The organism is Bradyrhizobium sp. B097 (assembly GCF_038957035.1).
In the GTDB taxonomy this organism is placed as follows: domain Bacteria; phylum Pseudomonadota; class Alphaproteobacteria; order Rhizobiales; family Xanthobacteraceae; genus Bradyrhizobium.
The window spans coordinates 2,471,509-2,490,608 of sequence record NZ_CP152412.1 but is presented as its reverse complement, the minus strand read 5'-3'; the positions used below and the strand labels follow the sequence as shown (position 1 = coordinate 2,490,608).

The window sequence follows — 19,100 nt, the reverse complement described above, 5'->3', positions numbered from 1 at the left end:
CAACTCCGCGATCTGCCGATTGGCCATGGCGAGGAAAACGCGCGTTCGCGCTCGAGCTTTCGAGGACGACTCCCGCCGTTCGGGAAAAGATGCGCCTGCCGTTCATTTGGATTGCCGAAATGAACGAGAGCATCTCATCTCCGTTTATCCGCTACCCGATCGGCACCTCGCTGCTGATGGCCGGCATTCTGTTCGTCGGCATCGTCGCTTATCCACTGCTTCCGGTCGCGCCGCTGCCGCAGGTCGACTTTCCGACCATCCAGATCTCTGCGAGCCTGCCCGGCGCCAGCCCCGAAACCATGGCCTCCTCGGTCGCGCAGCCGCTGGAGCGGCAATTCGCGCAGATTCCCGGCATCGCGCAAATGACCTCGACGAGCTCACTCGGGTCGACCGCGGTCACCATCCAGTTCGATCTGAACCGCAACATCGACGGCGCCGCCAACGATATCCAGGCGGCGATCAATGCCGCCGGCGGCCAGCTGCCCAAGAACCTGCCGTCGCCGCCGACCTATCGCAAGGTCAACCCGGCGGACTCGCCGATCCTGCTGTTGTCGGCGACCTCCGACACCCTGCCTCTGATCAGGGTGAGCGATGCGGTCGACGCCCAGCTCGGGCAGCAGATCAGCCAGATTTCCGGCGTCGCCCAGGTGTTCATCGGCGGACAGCAGAAGCCCGCGATCCGCGTGCAGATCGATCCCGCCAAGCTGGTCGCCAAGGGGCTCTCGCTGGAAGACATCCGCGGCCAGATCGCCATGACCACGGTCGACAGCCCGAAGGGCAACATCGACGGCGCCAGCCGCGCCTACACGATCTACGCCAACGACCAGCTGCCGGATGCCAAGGACTGGAATGACGTCATCGTCGCCTACCGCAACGGCGGCCCGTTGCGGATTCGCGACATCGGCCAGGCCGTCGCCGGGCCGGAAGACATGAAGCAGGCCGCCTGGGCGGACGGCAAGCGCGGCGTCTTCCTGGTCATCTTCAAGCAACCCGGCGCCAACGTCATCGGCACGGTCGACAGGATCAAGGCGCAGCTTCCAAGACTGATTGCCGCGATTCCGCCCGCCATCAAGATCAAGATCATCAGCGACCGGACACTGACCATCCGCGCCGCCGTCGAGGACGTGCAGATCACGCTGCTGATCACCATCGTTCTGGTCGTCATGGTGATCTTCATCTTCCTGCGCAGCTTCTGGGCCACGGTGATTCCCGCCGTCACCGTGCCGCTCGCGCTGCTCGGCGCCTGCGCGCTGATGTGGGTGTTCGGCTATACGCTCGACAACCTTTCGCTGATGGCGCTGACGATCGCGGTCGGCTTCGTGGTCGACGACGCTATCGTCATGCTGGAGAACATCACGCGATACGTCGAGCAGGGCGAGCGGCCGCTTGCCGCGGCGCTGCGAGGCGCCGGCGAGATCGGATTCACGATCCTGTCGATCAGCATTTCATTGGTCGCGGTGCTGATTCCGCTGCTGCTGATGGGGGGCGTCATCGGCCGGCTGTTCCGCGAGTTTGCGGTGACCCTGGCGATGGCGATCTTCGTCTCGCTGGTGGTGTCGCTGACGCTGACGCCGATGATGGCATCGCGCTTCCTGCGCGCGCATGGCGAAACCCGGCACGGCCGGCTCTACCAATGGAGCGAGGCGGCATTCGACCGGATGCTGCATGGCTATGAGCGCGGGCTCGATCTGGCGCTGAGCTGGAGCCGGACCACGCTCTGCATCTTCTTCGCGACGCTGGCACTGTCGGTCTATTTGTTCGTGATCATTCCCAAGGGATTCTTCCCGCAACAGGACAACGGCTTCCTGAACGCCGTATCGGAGATGGCCCAGGACATCTCGTTTGCCGACATGAAGCAGCATCAGGAAGAACTCAGCCGGATCGTCCGGGCCGATCCGGCGGTCGACAGCATGGCCGAGTTCATCGGCGGCGGCGGCACCGCGCTGAATTCAGGCCGCATGTACATCACGCTGAAGCCGCACGAGGAGCGCGACGCGGACGCGCAGCAGATCATCGCGCGGCTGCGGCCGAAGCTCGAGGCGGTCGAAGGAGCACGCCTCTACATGCAAGCCTCGCAGGACGTCCGGCTCGGCGGCCGCGCGACGCGGACGCAGTTCGAATACACGCTGCAGGATGCCAACCTCGCCGAGCTGAACCAATGGGCGCCGAAAATCCTGGCCAGCATGAAGACCCTGCCGGAATTGCGCGACGTCGCCACCGACCAGCAGACCGAGGGAACGACGCTGACGATGACCATCGATCGCGACACCGCGTCGCGCTACGGCATCCAGCCGCAATTGATCGACGATACGCTGTACGACGCGTTCGGCCAGCGCCAAGTGGCCCAATACTTCACCCAGCTCAACAGCTATCACGTCATCCTGGAAATCCTCCCCGAGTTGCAGGGCAAGCTCGACACGCTCAACAAGCTCTACATCAAGTCGCCGGCGACGGGCGACGAAGTCCCGCTCTCGGTGTTCTGCAAGTGGACGACGGTTCCGGTGCGCCCGCTCGCAATCGCCCACCAGGGGCAGTTTCCTGCGACCACGATCAGCTTCAACCTCGCGCAAGGGGTCGCGCTCGGCCAGGCCACCGATGCGATCCAGAACGCCGTCGCCAATCTGGGGGCTCCGGCGACGCTCAGCTCGAGCTTCCAGGGCACCGCGCAGGCCTTTCAGGAGTCACTGAGCTCGGTGCCGCTGCTGATCCTGGCTGCGCTGGTCGTGGTCTATCTGATCCTCGGCATGCTCTATGAAAGCTACATCCATCCGCTCACGATCCTTTCCACGCTGCCGTCGGCCGGCGTCGGTGCGCTGGCGATCCTGATGGCGTTCGGGTTCGATTTCAGCCTGATCGCGCTGATCGGCATCATCCTCCTGATCGGGATCGTGAAGAAGAACGGCATCATGATGGTCGACTTCGCGATCGCCGCCGAACGCGAAGAGCATCTGTCGCCGCGTGAATCGATCCGGAAAGCGGCGCTGTTACGTTTCCGCCCGATCATGATGACGACGATGGCCGCCCTGCTCGGCGGTGTACCGCTGATGCTCGGCACCGGAACAGGCGCGGAAATTCGTCAGCCGCTCGGCTATGCGATGGTTGGCGGCCTGATCGTGAGCCAGGCGCTGACGCTGTTCACGACGCCGGTCGTGTATCTCTATCTCGACAGATTCTCGAACGGGCTTTCGAATTGGACGGCGACGAAACGAGACGACGATGTCGAACCGTCCGTGGACCGGGATGCCGCCGAATAGCGTTGCTCAGGCGCGTTGCGCCTCTTCCACCAGCCAGTCCCGAAAGGCGACCAGCGCGGGATTGGACTCCGAGGACGTCGGATAGACCGCGTAGTGGCAATAGGCCACGCGCAGACTGTGGTCGGACAGGCGCACCAGTTTCCCCGCCAGCATGTCCGATCGTGTGATCGAGAGGCGCCCGAGCGCAATGCCCTGCCCGGTCACGGCGGCCTCCATCAGCGCGTTGGTATCGGTGAAGGACGTGCCGACGATATCGCGGTCGAGCCTCAACCCCGCCGACTTGAACCAGGCGCGCCATGACAGGTTGCGGTCGATCAGGAGCGGCTCCGACAGCATCGCAACTGGGTCCTTCGGCAACCGGCCGCCGTTGAGGCTCGGGCTGCACACCGGGAAAAACTCTTCACCGAACAGCTTGATGGCACGAAGCTCCTTCCAGTCGCCGGTCCCGAACCGGATCGCGACGTCGACGCCATCGGATTTGAAATTAGCCAGCGCTTGACCCGTCTTGATGTGCAGGTTGATGTACGGATAGCGGGCCGTGAAGCGCGACAGCCGCGGAACCAGCCAGCGCGCCGCCATCACCGGTAGTAGGCTCACAGTCAGCTCGGCGTCGGCGCGACGTGTACGAAGGCTGCCGAGCGCCGCGTTCAATTCCGAAAACGCGCCCTTGACGCCGGCCTGCAGCCGCAGCCCGGCCGGCGTCGGCACCATCCGGTTGCCCTGCCGCTCGAACAGGGTGAGGCCGAGCTCCTCTTCGAGCTGCCGGATGCGCTGGCTCACCGCGCTGTGCGTCACGTGCAGCTCGCGCGCAGCTTCGGAGTAGCTGCCGTGACGGCAAGCCACCTCGAACACGCGCAGGGTCTCCAACGGCGGCAACGGGGCCATCCGGCAATTGTTAGGAACGCTAACAAGTGCTGTCAAATCATATCGTTCGCGCCGTTGGCGCGCCGGGACTAGGTGAGCAGGTGCCGAGACCGAGCACCATGGAGCACCTGCGATGTCCTCTTCCGCCGTTCTATTGCGCCGAACCGAAGCACCGGCCGACGCGCGTTGCCCGCATCGTCACGCAAGCCCGCCGCCGCGCGCCGCGGCCACCGATCTCGATCCGCGCACCCGCATGCTGCTGGAGCAGCCGATCGCGCCGCTGATCCTGCGGCTTGCGCTGCCCAACGCCACCGTCATGACCGTGCAGATCCTGATCGGCTTGCTGGAGGTCTATTTCGTCTCGCGCACCGGCGTCGACGCGCTCGCTGGCGTGGCGCCGGTGTTTCCGCTGGTGTCGCTCGTCGTGGCGATCGCGCAGGGTGCGATCGGCGGCGGCTTCGTCACGACGGTCGCGCGTGCGCTCGGCACCGGCCGGATCGGCGACGCCAGCGACTACGCGTGGTATTCTGTGGCGCTCGGCGTCCTGCTCGGCCTCGCGACATCGGTCGTGATGCTGACATTGGGCTCGCAGCTCTACGGCACGATGGGCATCTCGGGCAACGCGCTTGCGATCGCGCTGTCCTATTCCGGCATCATCTTTGCCGGCGCGATCCCGATCTGGCTGTTCAACCTGCTGATGGCCGTGGTGCGCGGCACCGGCAATCTGCTGGTCCCCGTGATCGTGGTGTGCAGCGGCGCGTTGATCCTGCTGCCGCTGTCGCCGGCGCTGATCTTCGGCGCGTTCGGTTATCAAGGCCTCGGCCCCTCCGGCGGCGCCGTCGCGATGCTGGTGTACTACGCGTTCGGAACGCTGGCCTATGCGGTCTATCTCTGGGGCCACTTTGGCGCGCTGAAGCCGTCGTTTCGCATGCCGACGCTCTCGCTTGCGCCAATACTTGCGATCCTTCGCGTCGGCGGCATGTCGGCCGTCGTGTCGGCCACCACCAATCTCACGCTTGCGATCGTCACCGCCTATGTCGCGATCGGCGGTGTCGAGGCGCTGGCCGGCTACGGCGCGGGATCGCGGCTCGAGTTTCTGCTGGTCCCGCTCGCCTACGGCATCGGCGGACCGGTCGGCATCATCATCAGCGCCAATCTCGGCGCCGGCCGGATCGACCGCGCGGTGAAGACGTCATGGATCGGGATTGCGATGGCCTGCACGCTCACCGAGCTGATCGGACTGGCTGCGGCGGCCTTCCCCGAAGCCTGGATCGGGCTGTTCAGCCAGGACCCCGCCGTGCTGCAGATCGGCGCGGAGTATCTGCACCGCGTCGGACCGTTCTTCGGATTCTTCGGGCTCGGCTACGTGCTCTACTGTGCCGGCCAGGCGACCCGGCGAATGGAGGCATCGGTGCTCGCCGCGCTGCTCAGAGCCGCGATCGCGGTCGCCGGAGGCTATGCGGTGGTCGCGTTGAAGGCGGATGTCACCTGGAATTTCGCAGCCGTCGCAGTCGGCATGATCGCGTTCGGCCTGTTCGCACTGCCGCCGCCGATCAAGCGCGCGGGCTACGAATAGCCCGCTCGCCGTCACCCGAACCTGACATCGTAGCGCTTGATCGACAGCTCCTTGGTGTCGATCTCGGGCTTCTTGCCGGAGAGCATGTCGGCCAGCACCCGGCCCGAGCCGCAGGCCATGGTCCAGCCGAGCGTGCCGTGGCCGGTGTTGAGGTGCAGATTGGCGAACCGTGTCGCGCCGATCACCGGCGGGCCGTCCGGCGTCATCGGGCGCAGGCCGCACCAGAAGGTGGCCTTGGGAAGGTCGCCGCCGCGCGGAAACAGATCGGTCAGCGAATGATCCAGCGTCGCGCGCCGCGCGTCGTAGAGCTTGGTCGAATAGCCCGAGATCTCGGCGGTGCCGCCGACCCGAATGCGGTCGCCGAGCCGGGTGATCGCGACCTTGTAGCTCTCGTCCATCACGGTGGATTCAGGCGCGCCGGATGCGTCCTTGATCGGCACCGTGATCGAATACCCCTTCACCGGATAGACCGGCAGCGAGATGCCGAGCGGCCGCACCAGATGCGGCGAGTAACTGCCCAGCGCCAAGACATAGGCATCCGCGGTCATCAGGCCGGCGCTGGTCGCAACGCCGGTGATGCGAGTGGCATCGGCGTTCAAGCCGTCGATGCCGACATTGAAGTTGAAGCGCACGCCGATCTTCTCGGCCTCCAGCGCGAGCGCCTGCGTGAACATGTGGCAGTCGCCGGTCTCGTCATGCGGCAGCCGCAGCCCGCCGGCGAATTTCTGCTTCACGCCGGCCAGCGCGGGCTCGGCCTTGATGCAGCCCTCACGGTCGAGCACCTCGAACGGGACGCCGTATTGCTTCAGCACGGCGATGTCGTCGCCGGTGCGATCGAACTGGGCCTGCTCGCGAAACAGCTGCAAGGTGCCCTGCGCACGTTCGTCGTAGCGGATGCCGATGTCATTGCGCAGCGCCTGCAGGCAGTCGCGGCTGTATTCCGCGATCGGGATCATCCGGCTCTTGTTCACCGCGTAGCGCGACGTGGTGCAGTTGCGCAGCATCTTCAACAGCCACAGCCACATCACGGGATCGAGCTTCGGACGGATCACCAGCGGGCCGTGCTTCATCAGCAGCCACTTCACCGCTTTCACCGGCACGCCGGGGCCGGCCCAGGGCGACGAATAGCCCGGCGAGACTTCGCCGGCATTGGCGAACGACGTTTCCAGCGCAGGCTTCGGCTGACGGTCGATCACCGTCACCTCATGGCCGGCACGCGCAAGATAATAGGCCGAGGTGACGCCGATCACGCCACTGCCGAGAACAAGGACCTTCACTTTTCCTCACATCCTGCAGCGAAAACGCAATCGCCGCTGCGAAACCACTCTGCTTCGCAACGGCGACAGCAATTTGTAGAGCTAGCTAAAGTTTAGCTAGAGCTCGTTCCGATCCAATCGGAACGAGCTCTAGATTCTAGTTCGCCGCGTTTTCTTCACGCGAACCGGCTTCCACTTCGCTCGAAGACGCTTTGCAATTATCAGGCCACGCGCTTGATGGCGTCGCTGAGGATCGAGACGATGTCGTCGATATGCGACTTCTCGACGATCAGGGGCGGCGACAATGCGAGCGAGTCGCCGCTCATGCGGAAGTAGAGGCCGCGATTGAAGCAATCGACCATGACATCGTAACCGCGTGCACCCACGGCACCATCACGCGGCGCGAGCTCGACCGCGCCCATCAGGCCCTGGTTGCGGATGTCAATGACGTTCGGCAGACCCTTGAGCGAGTGCAGGCCATCGCGCCAGTAATCGGAGAGCGAGGCGCCGCGGGTCAAGAGACCCTCGTCCTTGTAGATGTCGAGCGTGGCAAGACCTGCGGCGCAAGCCACCGGATGCGCCGAATAGGTGTAGCCGTGGAACAGCTCCATGGCGTTGTCCGGGCCGACCATCAGCCCGTCATGGACCTGGCGGCTGGCGAACACCGCGCCGCACGGCACGGTGCCGTTGGTGATGCCCTTGGCGGTCGTCATCATGTCCGGCGTGACGCCGTAGAAATTGGCGGCGAACGGGGTGCCGAGGCGGCCGAAGCCGGTGATGACCTCGTCGAAGATCAACAGGATGCCGTGCTTGGTGCAGAGCTCGCGCAGGCGCTGCAGATAGCCCTTCGGCGCCGGCAGAACCGCGGTCGAACCGGGCACCGGCTCGACGATCACGGCCGCGATGGTGTCGGCGCCATGCAGCGCGACCATCCGCTCGACGTCGTCGGCGAGCTCGGCGCCGTGGTCGGGCTGGTCCTTGGCGAAGGCGTTGCGGGCGAGGTCATGGGTATGACGGATGTGGTCGACACCCGGCAGATGGGTCGCGAACTGGCGGCGGTTGGCGACCATGCCGCCGACCGACATGCCGCCGAAGCCGACGCCGTGATAGCCGCGCTCGCGGCCGATCAGACGGGTGCGGGTCGGCTGGCCGGCGGCGCGGTGATAGGCCAGCGCGATCTTCAGCGCGGTATCGACCGACTCAGAGCCCGAATTGGTGAAGAAGATCCGATCCAGCCCCTTCGGGGCGATCTCGGCGAGGCGCTCGGCGAAATCGAACGCCAGCGGGTGGCCCATGTTGAAGGAGGGCGCGAAGTCCAGCGTGGACAGCTGGCGCTCGACGGCGGCGGCGATCTGCGGGCGGCCATGGCCGGCGTTGACGCACCAGAGACCGGCGGAGCCGTCGATCACCTGCCGGCCGTCGACCGAGGTGTAGTACATGCCCTTGGCGGAGGAGAACAGCCGCGGCGCTTTCTTGAACTGCCGGTTGGCCGTGAAGGGCATCCAGAACGAATCGGTCTTGATGGTGTTCGGAATCTGATGAACGGTCACGGTGCACTCCATGGGCTGGGTTTGCCTAGTCGGACCACTCTTCACGGCACTCAACAAGTCCTTTTCTGTCGCACGGCAAGCCATTGATCTTGTTGAGGCGGTCTGCGACTATTTGTTCGATCCGCAACACCTGCAACAGGGATCTTCCATGAGCGTCGACATCGGCGGTCGGCTTCGATTCATCCGCGCGCGGCACAAGCTGTCGCAGCGCGAGCTCGCCAAGCGCTCCGGCGTGACCAATTCGACGATTTCGCTGATCGAATCCAATCAGATGAACCCGTCGGTCGGCGCGCTGAAGCGGATCCTCGACGGCATTCCGATGGGGCTTGCGGAATTCTTCGCGATCGAGCCGGAGCGGCCGCGCAAGGCGTTCTACCGCGCCGATGAGCTGACCGAGATCGGCAAGAAGCCGATCTCCTACCTCCAGATCGGCGACAGCCTGTTCGGACGTGCGTTGCAGATCCTGAAAGAGCGCTACGAGCCCGGGAGCGACACCGGCCGGGTGCCGCTGGTGCATGAAGGCGAGGAAGGCGGCATCGTGGTCTCGGGCCGGCTCGAGGTCACGGTCGACGACGAGCGGCGGGTGCTCAACGCCGGCGACGCCTATTACTTCGAAAGCCGCCGCCCGCACCGCTTCCGCTGCATCGGCGCCAAGCCGTGCGAGGTGATTTCGGCCTGCACGCCGCCGACATTTTGAACCCGGCGCAGGCGCTGCGCGACCCAAGCCGCAAGGGCCGCGTGTCGCGGCCTTGCGGGTGACGTCGATGCCTTGCTCCCCACGGCTTGCGGCCGCCGTCGCGGCCATTTCGGTCCTTGCGCCCGGCGCGTCGGCTGCGATGGACGATTTCCTGCGCGCATCGAGCAGCGCGCCGACCGCGATCAGGCTGTGCGGCAATAGCGGCGACGACCGGATCAAGACCGCCGACTGCAAGAAGGCCGGCTATGACAAGCTCATAGCGCAGATCGACAAGGCGTTCGACGCGGCGCTTCCGAAGCTGCCGGCGAACGTCAAGCCGCTGTTGAAGCGCGACCAGGCCTGGTTCAACGAGATGATCATCGACGCCGCGGAGGTGCTGGCCGATACCGACGAGGACGAACTGAAAGCAGGTTTTGCCGCGGCCTTGCGCCGCCGCGCGGCCGCGCTTGACGGACTGGCATCCGGCCGTCCGGGCCTGTCAGGCAACTGGGTCAATGCCTTCGGCCACCTCACGCTGACGCCGAGCGAAGGCGGCGCCTATCGCCTCGCCGCCGATCTGCGCGGCGACTATGGCGGCGATCGCAGGCGAACCTGCAAGCTGACCGCCGATCTGAAACCTTCGGGGACCGGCTGGCTCTCCGGCCCGGTGCTGATCGAGGTGGAGACGCCGCCCGACAAGCCCAAGACCAACGTGGCGACCGATGCCGCCGCCGCCTCAAGCAAGCCGCCGCAAATAAAACTCCGCCGCCAGGGCGAGACCTTGCGGGTCGTCGACACCATCGATGACGAGGAGTTTGACGGGCTCAACGACTGCTCGTCGATGTGGCAGGTCACCGGCAGCTACTTTGCCGCCGGCAAGGACGCCGCATCCGACAAGGTCGACACCGCGTTCGTCGCGCCGACCTTCGACTGCACCAGGCCCGAGACCGCGACCGACGAGGAAATCTGCGCCGATCCCGATCTGGCCGACAACGACCAGCGGCTGAACCGCGCCTGGAAGGCATTGCAGCCGCGGCTCGACGAGGCGACGCGGCGCGCGCTAATCGACGACCAGCGCAATTGGGTGAAGAGCCAGACCGAACAATTCCCGGAATTCCTGCATCCGGCCTGGAACAAGCAGAGCTCGCAAGTGCACTTCACCGTCGATGCACGCGATCACGTCAATGGCTTGCAGCGCGAACGCCTGGCGCTGCTCGAGGGCTTTGACGACAAGCGCAGCGGGCTTGCCGGCGTCTGGCTGGCCTATAACGCCATCATCAAGGTCACCACTGAGAAAGACGGCACGCTGAAGGCGACCGGATGGAAGTGGGAGCAGGGCGACTGGAAGGCCGGCTGCGACTACGAGATGACGGGCAAGATCACCGGCGGCGCGTTCCGCTCCGACGAGCAGCGCAAGAATCCGGATACGCTCGAGCGCGATCATGCGATGCTGATCGTCAACCGGCAGGACGATGTCTTCGCCAAGAAGCGCGCCGGGAAGGATGGCACCGAAGACAGCGCCGACGAAGCGAAATGCAAGCGCCGGCTCGACAACTCCTCGACCGCGCGGCTGTTTCCGGCCCGTCCCTCGCCTGACATCGACAGTTTCAAGGGCTCGATCAGATAGCAGCGCGGCCGGACGGCTGCGCCATCACAGATTGCGGGTCTGGTGGTCGCCATAGGCGATCACGAACGCGACCGTCGCGAACATCATGGTCACGGCGATGACGACGAGAATGGTATCCAGGGTCATGACGGTCCTCCAAGATTGGCAAAACAAGGTTAGTGCGCCGGCCGGAGGACACCTTGCGGCAGATCAATTTTTCGACGGGAATCGATCGCGCGTGAAACCACGCCGGATATGCCGCGTAAGCTCAAGGATCGACCAGGGAGCCTTCCGATGCGCGCGATTGCCCTCATTGCCGCCATTCTGTTCGCCATCGCCTCGCCGGCCAGTGCCGATGACGTCACCGCAGCGCAAGGCGTGATCCGCGCCCAGGAGCAGGCGTTCGGCCGCGACGACGCCGCGGCGGCCTATTCCTATGCCGCGCCTGCGATCCGGCAGATCTTTCCGCAGGCCGATATCTTCATGTCGATGGTGCAGACCCAATACGCGCCGGTCTATCGCCACAGGAGCTTCGAGTTCGGCGAGGCGCGCAGCGAAGGCGACAGGATCGCGCAGCGCGTCCAGATCGTCGACGCCGATGGCGAGGCGTGGGAGGCACTCTACACGCTGGAGCGGCAGGCCGACGGCAGTTTTGAGATCACCGGCTGCTCATTGCTGAAGGTCGGTCAAGCGGTGTGAGCGAGAGTTACGCGATCGCCAGCCGCTGCCGCGACCGCATCATGAGCAGCAGGATGATGCTGACATTGAGCAGGTTCCAGGCCAGGCCATTGGCGAAGGCCGCGGCATAGGAGCCGGTGGCGTCGAAGATCACGCCCGAGATCCAGCCGCCGAACGACATGCCGAACACCGAGGCGAAGATCACGATGCCGATCCGGGTCGCGGCCTCGGAGGCCGGCATCGCCTCGCGCACGATGATGGCGTAGCTCGGCACGATGCCGCCCTGGAACAGGCCGAACATCGCCGAGATGACGTAGAGCGAGGTCAGGCTGTCGAAGAACAGGTAGAACAGCAGCGCCGCGCCCTGCGCGATCGAGCCGATCAAGAGCGTGCGGATGCCGCCGATCCTGTCGGCGAGGAAGCCGGAGCCGATCCGGCTGATGATGCCAAAGCCCAGCATCAGCGACAGCATCTCGGCGCCGCGCGCCACGCCGTAGCCGAGATCGCCGCAATAGGCGACGATGTGAACCTGCGGCATCGACATCGCCACGCAGCAGGAGATCGACGCGAGCGACAGGATCGCGGTCAGCGCGTTGGTGGAGAGCCGCATGTCGACCCGCGGCGGCGGCGCATTGACATGGCTGCGCCGGGTCGCCGCCCCCATCAACAAACGCAGCACCACGAGCGCAAGCGCCATCGCGATCGCGGTGAAGATGCCGATCGCGATATGAGTGGTGCGCCAGCCGATGCTCTGCATCCCGAAATTGACCAGCGGCGGCCACACCGTGCCGCCGACATAGTTGCCGCTGGCGGCGATCGCGACCGCGAGCCCGCGGTAACGCTCGAACCAGTGCGAGGCCTCCGCCATCAGGGGGCCAAAGGTCGCGGCCGACGACAGGCCGATCGCGAAATGCAGCAGGATAAAGGCCCAGATCGACGGCGCGTAGCCGGCGCAGATGTAGCCGAGGCCGAGAATGCCGATCCCGGCGCCGATCGCAGCGACGATGCCGTAGCGATCGCTGATCTTGCCGGTCACGACCTGGCCGAGGCCGAAGCCGAGCATCACCATCGTGAAGGCGAGCGACGCCGTTCCGCGGGTCGCGCCGAAGTCGGTCTGCACCGCCGGCAACGCCACCACAACCGACCACATGCCGACGCTGCCGAGCGAGCCGATCACCACGGCGATGGCAAGGCGCAGCCATGCCCGGCGCGAGTCGGGAATGAACACTGCGGCTTCAGGGGAATATTCAGAAGAAATTACCACGGCGCGCGGAACTTCGTCGGCATTTGCCTCCGGGTCAAGCCACATTGCCGAGAGATTAGGCATGCGCCAGCAAGGGGACGCCGCTCTTGAAACGGCAAGCGCCGGCGCCGGATTTCGGCGCCGCTAGTGTCGCATCAATTCCCGAAATTCGGGTCCTGCGACTGGAACGGGCCGCATTTGGCACGTTTCGCAAACCGCTGGTCGAAATCGACCGTGCCGCCGCCGACCGGAATCTGTGTCGGCGGCAGACCCCTTGTGTATTGGTCGACAGTCACCGTCTTCTTGTCCGCGCTCATCGTGACGCGGACCGGTTCAAGCGGCTTGCCCTTGTTGGCCTCGGTCAGATCGAGCGCGTAGTAGCCGATCACCGTCTGGCCGGCGCGCAGGCCGTGCGGCGGGAACGCGACTGACAGTGGCAAATAGACTTCCATCCTGACGCCTTCGCCGTCGCACGCCAGCATCCGCATCATCGCGGCGTCCTGGCTCGGAGGCTTTGCGACAGCGCTCGTCGCGAGCGAAAGGGTGAAAGCCGCGACGGCACCGAAACAACCAATCCAGGGTTTGCTGGTCGTTGCCGCCGCACGGTCTTCTTGGCTTGTCATGGAATCCCCCGGCACGAAGCGACTTTGCTTGGCATTTCGTCGGACGTCGAGGCTCGGACGTTCAATTCCCGTCCGTGCTCTCTCCTGGACCAGCGTCTCCGTGCGCCTCCGTTGCCGCAATGTTTGGGCGATAGGGCGTCAGCGCTTCCTGTACCGCCGGACCGGTTGCTGCTATGATCCCGGTCTGCTCGAATTGATCCGGAATTTTTTGAAGCGAAAGGAATTCTCGAAACCTGCATCGTTCACCGACGGTCATAGGGAGGTTTGCCATGGCTTCTGACTGGCGTCTCGAAGGCGAATGGATCAAGAACTGCAATTGCGCATTTGGCTGCCCATGCGATTTCAATGCGCCGCCGACGCATGGTTCCTGCAAGGGCATGGTCGGCATGAGGATCACCAAGGGGCATTTCGGCAGCACCAAGCTCGACGGCCTCGTCTTCGCGGCAACCGTCGAATTTCCCGGCCCGCTGCATGAAGGCAACGGGCAGATGCAGCCGATCATCGACGAGCGCGCCACGGCGGAGCAGCGCGAGGCCCTGTTCAACATCTTTTCCGGCAAGAATTCGGCCGAAGGGACGCTGTTCCAGATCCTCAGCCTGATCGTGACCAAGATCCATGATCCGGTGTTCGTCCCGATCGAATTCTCCTTCGACAAGAATGGACGTGTCGCGAAGCTCGTCGCCAAGGGCGTGCTGGAAACCGAGGTCGAGCCGATCAAGAACCCGGTGACCGGCACACCGCATCGCATCCAGGTGGTGATGCCGGAGGGGTTCGAGCACCGGGCGGCGGAGGTGGGCTCGGCCAACATCCGCTCGACCGGGGCGATCAAGTACGAGACCAAGGGCTCGCACAGCTCGCTCGCCAACGTCGTGCAGACGCCGGACGGCGTCGCTGCCTGACACGGCGCGGGCGCGGTTCGGCCGTTTGGCTGCTGGGATCCCACCATGAGCGAGACATCGGCGCTCGAACACGCCCTGCGGCATGACCGCCTGATCTTTGCAGGCGGCATCGCCGCAGTGATGGCGTTGGCCTGGGCCTATCTCCTGGCCGGCGCCGGCATCGACATGAGCATGGCGGACATGCCGATGGATCCGATGCCGTGGACACCATCCTATGCCGCGCTGGTGTTCGTCATGTGGTTGACGATGATGGTCGCCATGATGGTCTCGAGCGCGGCGCCGATGGTGTTGTTGTTCGCGGCCCTGAAGCGCAAGCAAGCGGCAACGCCGTCTCCCCTCACTGAGGCCTGGATATTCCTGTGCGGCTATCTCGTGATCTGGGCCGGCTTCAGCCTCGCCGCGACGCTGGCGCAATGGCAGCTCGATCGCGCCGGCCGCTTGTCGATGGCGATGGCGAGCACAAGCGCGACGCTCGCCGGCGGCGTTCTGCTCTTGGCCGGGCTCTACCAGTTCACGCCGCTCAAACGCGCCTGCCTGCGCTTCTGCCAGAGCCCGGTACTGTTCCTGAGCCGGCACTGGCGGCCGGGCACGGCCGGTGCGCTGTACATGGGGCTGCGGCACGGCCTTTACTGCCTGGGCTGCTGCTGGTTCCTGATGGCGCTGCTGTTCGTCGGCGGCGTAATGAACCTGCTCTGGATCGTCGGCATCACCGTCTATGTCGCTTGCGAGAAGCTGCTCCCGGTCGGCCTCCGCCTCAGCTATGCCGCCGGCGCCGCGTTGAGTGCGGCGGGACTGATCGTGCTTGTGCATGCGCGTTGAGAAAGTGTCCGGACGTCCAGGAATATCGATCGCTCGACGGTGATCATCCTGTCGAAGAAGATTGATAGCAGTGCGAGCTGGTTCACACTTGCCATCCGCCATCCGTGCCAAGATCGTTCGGACGGTGGATTGTGCGTCGCAGGCCGGCAGGGCTGCTTGTGACGGAACTGGCGAGCGACAGACGCTCGCGTGCTGGCGTCAAGCCAGATGCTCCACGCCCCAGGGTGCCTTACGCCCCATGGGTCGCGCCGAGAGAACCACTGGCATTTCATCGGAGGGTACATCATGCATACCTTGCCCGCAGAATGGCTACCCGTTTCAACTGCACCAGCAGACCGCGATCTCGAAGTCTGCGTCCTGGACTATGATGGAATGGTCCATGCGCTCGTGCTCCCCTGTCACAAGGACGGCGCCGACTGGGTCGTTGGTTCAAATGACCACGTCCACATTCAGCCGACGCATTGGCGCCGTTGGGCTGAGCCCGCCTAGAGCCGGCCCCTGCACGGCCGAGCGAGACCCGGCGCCAGACCGCCGGGAACGCTCCATGGCGCCCGGACGAGTTATCGCCATCGCGCCATCGGGGGCGCGAGCCCGAGGCGGCCCCGATCTCGCGCCAGCACGTAAAATCGGCTAGACTTGTCGCGTGAGGTTCGAGGTGGGCTGGAGGCTCGTCATGGAATCACACGCGATCCCCTTTGAAAATCGTTGGACCAACGGTGCGCACGCCCGGCAGTGGCATTGCGAGCTCGAGCGGCTGGGCGTGGCAACGGTGCGCACGATGTATTGCGAGCATGAGACGCACTATCGCGACGAGCTTGCCGTGGTGTTCGACATTCCCGCGGGCTTTGTCCACGACTGGCTGGCCTTCCACGACCGGCGTGCCGCCCGGCAGCAATTGCTGTGGCGTGCCAGCGTCATCACGCTCGGCCTCATCGCCGCATCGGGCGTCGTGCTCGGCGCGCTGAGATAGAGGCAGCGAACCGACTCCGAAGAACAGCCGGGCGCCCCGACCCGCCCGTCCCGGCCGGGATTTCCCATGTCCGGCCCCTGCGATGACCCGCCCCCCCGCAAAACGCACTTATTAACCCTTTGCTAACCATACACCCGGCAAGAATTGCCGAGTGAAGTCGAGTGTCGTCGAACGCGTCTAACGGGCGGAGATCCCCGTGAACGCCAGCGCGGTGCCTCACTTTCGGAACGGCGGCCCTGCGGCCGTCGCGCAGACGCTTGGCGGCCGCGGCCGCCAGTCGCGGGGGAGAGCGGCTACCATGGTCGACGTCACGGCGGGTCAGGGCACGGCAGGCAAGGGCGGATTGCCGAGCCTCGGCGAGATCGGCGACATCTTAAAGCGCGGCGATCTCGCGCTGGCGCTCGGCGTCCTCACCATCCTGGTGGTGCTGATCCTGCCGCTGCCCTCGATCGTGCTCGACCTCTTTTTGGCGGTCTCGATCACGATCTCGATCCTGATCCTGATGACCTCGCTGTTCATCCAGGCGCCGCTGGAATTCTCGTCGTTCCCAACCATCCTGCTGATCTCGACCATGATGCGGCTGTCGCTGAACATGGCCTCGACCCGGCTGATCCTGAGCCACGGCCACGAGGGCACGGCGGCTGCCGGGCACGTCATCGAGGCCTTCGGCAACTTCGTGATGGGCGGCAACTTCGTGATCGGCATCATCGTGTTTGCGATCCTGGTGATCGTGAACTTCGTGGTCATCACCAAGGGTTCGGGCCGTATCGCCGAAGTGGCGGCGCGCTTCCAACTGGACTCGATGCCCGGCAAGCAGATGGCGATCGACGCCGACCTGTCCGCCGGTCTGATCGACGAGAAGGCCGCCAAGGAACGCCGCAAGGCGCTGGAAGACGAGAGCGGCTTCTTCGGCGCGATGGATGGTGCCTCGAAATTCGTCCGCGGCGATGCCATCGCCGGGCTTTTGATCGTCGGCATCAACATCGTCGGCGGCATCATCATCGGCGTCGCCCAGCAGGGCCTTTCCTTCGGTGAAGCCGCCCGCACCTACACCGTGCTGACCGTCGGCGACGGCCTCGTCACCCAGGTGCCGGCGCTGATCGTCTCGACCGCCGCCGGCCTGCTGGTCTCCAAGGCCGGCATCACCGGCGCCGCCGACAAGGCGCTGATGCGTCAGCTCTCCGGCTATCCGCAGGCGCTCGGCATGTCGGCCGGCGTCATGCTGGTGCTGGCGCTGCTGCCGGGCATTCCGACGCTGCCGTTCCTGGCGCTCGGCTCCGGCGCCGCGGCGCTGGCCTGGAACGCCCGCAAGAAGAAGCGGGTCGCCAACGCCGCCGAGGCCGCCGCTGCTGCCGCCCCCGCTGCAGCAGCGGCCGCCGCCGCGGCAGCCGCGGAAGAGCCGATTGCCGCCGCGCTGAAGATCGACGACCTCAAGATCGAGCTCGGCTACGCGCTGCTGCCGCTGGTCAACGGCCCCGACGGCACCGACCGCCTCACCGAGCAGATCAAGGCGCTGCGCCGCTCGCTCGCGATCGAGATGGGCTTCGTGATGCCGGCGGTGCGCATCCTCGACAATGTGCAGCTCGAGGCCAACAGCTACGTCATCAAGATCAAGGAAGTCGACGCCGGCACCGGCAAGATCTGGCCGAGCCAGTTCATGGTCATGGACCCTGCCGGCAACCAGGTGCAGCTGCCGGGCATCCACACCATCGAACCGACCTTCGGCCTGCCGGCGACCTGGGTCGATGCCGGCCTGAAGGAAGAGGCCGCGCTGAAGGGCTACACCGTGGTCGACGCCGCGACCGTGCTGTCGACCCACCTGACCGAGTTGCTCAAGACCAACATGGCGGACTTGCTGTCCTACGGCGAGGTGCAGAAGCTGCTGAAGGACCTGCCGAAGGAGCAGGGCGAGCTGATCAAGGACATCGTGCCGAGCCAGGTTACGATGTCGGGCATCCAGCGCGTGCTGCAATTGCTGCTCTCCGAGCGGATTTCCATCCGCGACCTTTCCACCATCCTCGAGGGCATCGCCGACGCGCTGGCGTTCTCGCGCAATCCGGCCACCATGGTCGAACATGTCCGCGCCCGGCTGGCGCGCCAGATCTGCGCCCAGAACACCTCGCCGAACGGCTATCTGCCGCTGATCGCGCTGTCGGCGCGCTGGGAACAGGCGTTCGCCGAGTCGATCGTCGGCCAAGGCGACGACCGCAGCCTGGCGATGCAGCCTTCGAAGCTGTCGGAATTCATGACCGCCGTGCGCAACGCCTTCGAGCAGGCGGCGCGCGAGGGCGAGGCGCCGGTACTGGTGACCTCGGCCGCGATCCGGCCGTTCGTTCGCTCACTGGTGGAGCGGTTCCGCTCGCAGACCACCGTTTTGTCGCAGGCCGAGATCCATCCGCGGGCCCGGCTGAAGACCGTCGGCAGCGTGTAGAGCTTCCTGTTTGGACGCGTTTTCTTCACGCGAACCGGCGTCCACTTCGCTCGAAAACGCTCTAGCCGTCGCAAATCATTTGCGTTTTCGCCTGTGCTTTCTCGCCACAGGCAACTGATTTGTGTTGAACAGTCCGGAACGGTCCTATCTCAGGTAACATGATCCGGCTTCCAAGCAAGCTACTGATATTACATCCAGTTAATGTGGACTTTGGAAGCCGGAGACGGTTTTTGATCGCGCCCGATCACGTCTCATCACGCCCTTGTGATGACCCCTAGGGAACGGAATCGGCAAATCCTACGTTGGTGGGGCACGAGACGTTGAACCGGGCAGAACACCAAACCGACAAATTTACTGAGAGCAGGAAGGCGGCAGGAGACTTCCATGAACCACTCGATCTACAGCGCTGATCGTACGACGCACCTGAAGATTGTGGTCGTGGCCTTGGTCGCCGGTATTCTGGTCGCTGGTTTCGGCATCACTGCGCACAATTCGCCGGACGAGGGTTACACCCAGACGGCACGTGTCATGAAGGCCGGCAAGCCGGTCGCGATCACGAGCACGAGCAGTTCGCTGGTCCGCTAACAGGAGAGTTTCACGAATTCACGTAGTGTTCTTTACAGCCCCCCAAAGTCGCTGCGTGGATATTTAAGAC

The 19,100-nt window shown here is 64.9% G+C and carries 15 protein-coding genes; 10 read left to right on the top strand and 5 right to left on the bottom strand.

The window, feature by feature from the left end:
* The first annotated feature begins 119 nt into the window (after window positions 1-119).
* Window positions 120-3,254 carry a multidrug efflux RND transporter permease subunit gene (locus tag AAFG07_RS11585; protein WP_342727378.1) on the top strand — a complete coding sequence of 1,045 codons (3,135 nt, stop codon included), beginning with the start codon at window positions 120-122 and terminating at the stop codon, window positions 3,252-3,254.
* Window positions 3,255-3,260: 6 nt separating this feature from the next.
* On the opposite strand, the gene gcvA is transcribed toward AAFG07_RS11585, so the two are convergent.
* Window positions 3,261-4,139, bottom strand: coding sequence for a transcriptional regulator GcvA (gene gcvA / locus AAFG07_RS11580; protein WP_342727377.1), 879 nt, complete (start codon window positions 4,137-4,139; stop codon window positions 3,261-3,263).
* Between the two features lie 112 nt (window positions 4,140-4,251).
* Here gcvA and AAFG07_RS11575 point away from each other — a divergent pair, with 112 nt between their 5' ends.
* On the top strand, window positions 4,252-5,694 hold the full coding sequence (locus AAFG07_RS11575; RefSeq protein ID WP_342727376.1) for an MATE family efflux transporter: 1,443 nt from the start codon (window positions 4,252-4,254) through the stop codon (window positions 5,692-5,694).
* 11 nt (window positions 5,695-5,705) lie between these two features.
* Here the strand turns inward: AAFG07_RS11575 and AAFG07_RS11570 are convergent, their stop codons facing one another.
* Entirely contained in the window at window positions 5,706-6,971 is a 1,266-nt protein-coding gene (locus tag AAFG07_RS11570; protein ID WP_342727375.1) for a D-amino acid dehydrogenase, read from the bottom strand.
* A gap of 200 nt (window positions 6,972-7,171) precedes the next feature.
* A complete protein-coding gene (locus AAFG07_RS11565) occupies window positions 7,172-8,512 on the bottom strand; it encodes an aspartate aminotransferase family protein (protein WP_342727374.1) in 1,341 nt (446 codons plus the stop codon).
* 136 nt (window positions 8,513-8,648) lie between these two features.
* Between AAFG07_RS11565 and AAFG07_RS11560 the strand changes: the two genes are divergently transcribed.
* The 3 genes from AAFG07_RS11560 (at window position 8,649) to AAFG07_RS11550 (ending at window position 11,481) form a co-directional block, all read left to right on the top strand.
* A complete protein-coding gene (locus AAFG07_RS11560; protein ID WP_018273259.1) occupies window positions 8,649-9,197 on the top strand; it encodes a cupin domain-containing protein in 549 nt (182 codons plus the stop codon).
* Between the two features lie 67 nt (window positions 9,198-9,264).
* Entirely contained in the window at window positions 9,265-10,803 is a 1,539-nt protein-coding gene (locus AAFG07_RS11555) for a lysozyme inhibitor LprI family protein (RefSeq protein ID WP_342727373.1), read from the top strand.
* A 273-nt stretch (window positions 10,804-11,076) separates the two neighbouring features.
* On the top strand, window positions 11,077-11,481 hold the full coding sequence (locus AAFG07_RS11550; protein WP_342727371.1) for a DUF4864 domain-containing protein: 405 nt from the start codon (window positions 11,077-11,079) through the stop codon (window positions 11,479-11,481).
* Window positions 11,482-11,488: 7 nt separating this feature from the next.
* On the opposite strand, the gene AAFG07_RS11545 is transcribed toward AAFG07_RS11550, so the two are convergent.
* Both AAFG07_RS11545 and AAFG07_RS11540 read right to left on the bottom strand, forming a co-directional pair.
* A complete protein-coding gene (locus tag AAFG07_RS11545) occupies window positions 11,489-12,688 on the bottom strand; it encodes an MFS transporter (protein WP_342727370.1) in 1,200 nt (399 codons plus the stop codon).
* 170 nt (window positions 12,689-12,858) lie between these two features.
* Entirely contained in the window at window positions 12,859-13,326 is a 468-nt protein-coding gene (locus AAFG07_RS11540; RefSeq protein ID WP_342727369.1) for a hypothetical protein, read from the bottom strand.
* 269 nt (window positions 13,327-13,595) lie between these two features.
* Here AAFG07_RS11540 and AAFG07_RS11535 point away from each other — a divergent pair, with 269 nt between their 5' ends.
* The 5 genes from AAFG07_RS11535 (at window position 13,596) to AAFG07_RS11515 (ending at window position 19,030) form a co-directional block, all read left to right on the top strand.
* Window positions 13,596-14,225 carry a DUF1326 domain-containing protein gene (locus AAFG07_RS11535; protein ID WP_342727368.1) on the top strand — a complete coding sequence of 210 codons (630 nt, stop codon included), beginning with the start codon at window positions 13,596-13,598 and terminating at the stop codon, window positions 14,223-14,225.
* Window positions 14,226-14,270: 45 nt separating this feature from the next.
* Complete coding sequence (locus AAFG07_RS11530; protein ID WP_342727367.1) at window positions 14,271-15,044, top strand: DUF2182 domain-containing protein; 774 nt, start codon at window positions 14,271-14,273, stop codon at window positions 15,042-15,044.
* A 673-nt stretch (window positions 15,045-15,717) separates the two neighbouring features.
* Window positions 15,718-16,014, top strand: coding sequence for a hypothetical protein (locus tag AAFG07_RS11525; protein ID WP_342727366.1), 297 nt, complete (start codon window positions 15,718-15,720; stop codon window positions 16,012-16,014).
* A 298-nt stretch (window positions 16,015-16,312) separates the two neighbouring features.
* A complete protein-coding gene (flhA, locus tag AAFG07_RS11520) occupies window positions 16,313-18,445 on the top strand; it encodes a flagellar biosynthesis protein FlhA (protein ID WP_342727365.1) in 2,133 nt (710 codons plus the stop codon).
* A gap of 384 nt (window positions 18,446-18,829) precedes the next feature.
* Window positions 18,830-19,030 (top strand): hypothetical protein, encoded by a 201-nt coding sequence (locus AAFG07_RS11515; RefSeq protein WP_342727364.1) that lies wholly within the window; start codon window positions 18,830-18,832, stop codon window positions 19,028-19,030.
* Window positions 19,031-19,100: the final 70 nt, after the last annotated feature.

Bases quoted from the DNA above. Each gene is read 5' to 3' on its own strand.
- gcvA (WP_342727377.1), bottom strand. From the start codon at position 4,139: ATGGCCCCGTTGCCGCCGTTGGAGACCCTGCGCGTGTTCGAGGTGGCT.
- flhA (WP_342727365.1), top strand. From the start codon at position 16,313: ATGGTCGACGTCACGGCGGGTCAGGGCACGGCAGGCAAGGGCGGATTG.
- AAFG07_RS11575 (WP_342727376.1), top strand. From the start codon at position 4,252: ATGTCCTCTTCCGCCGTTCTATTGCGCCGAACCGAAGCACCGGCCGAC.
- AAFG07_RS11540 (WP_342727369.1), bottom strand. From the start codon at position 13,326: ATGACAAGCCAAGAAGACCGTGCGGCGGCAACGACCAGCAAACCCTGG.
- AAFG07_RS11525 (WP_342727366.1), top strand. From the start codon at position 15,718: ATGGAATCACACGCGATCCCCTTTGAAAATCGTTGGACCAACGGTGCG.
- AAFG07_RS11530 (WP_342727367.1), top strand. From the start codon at position 14,271: ATGAGCGAGACATCGGCGCTCGAACACGCCCTGCGGCATGACCGCCTG.
- AAFG07_RS11550 (WP_342727371.1), top strand. From the start codon at position 11,077: ATGCGCGCGATTGCCCTCATTGCCGCCATTCTGTTCGCCATCGCCTCG.
- AAFG07_RS11560 (WP_018273259.1), top strand. From the start codon at position 8,649: ATGAGCGTCGACATCGGCGGTCGGCTTCGATTCATCCGCGCGCGGCAC.
- AAFG07_RS11535 (WP_342727368.1), top strand. From the start codon at position 13,596: ATGGCTTCTGACTGGCGTCTCGAAGGCGAATGGATCAAGAACTGCAAT.
- AAFG07_RS11515 (WP_342727364.1), top strand. From the start codon at position 18,830: ATGAACCACTCGATCTACAGCGCTGATCGTACGACGCACCTGAAGATT.
- AAFG07_RS11565 (WP_342727374.1), bottom strand. From the start codon at position 8,512: ATGGAGTGCACCGTGACCGTTCATCAGATTCCGAACACCATCAAGACC.
- AAFG07_RS11555 (WP_342727373.1), top strand. From the start codon at position 9,265: ATGCCTTGCTCCCCACGGCTTGCGGCCGCCGTCGCGGCCATTTCGGTC.
- AAFG07_RS11585 (WP_342727378.1), top strand. From the start codon at position 120: ATGAACGAGAGCATCTCATCTCCGTTTATCCGCTACCCGATCGGCACC.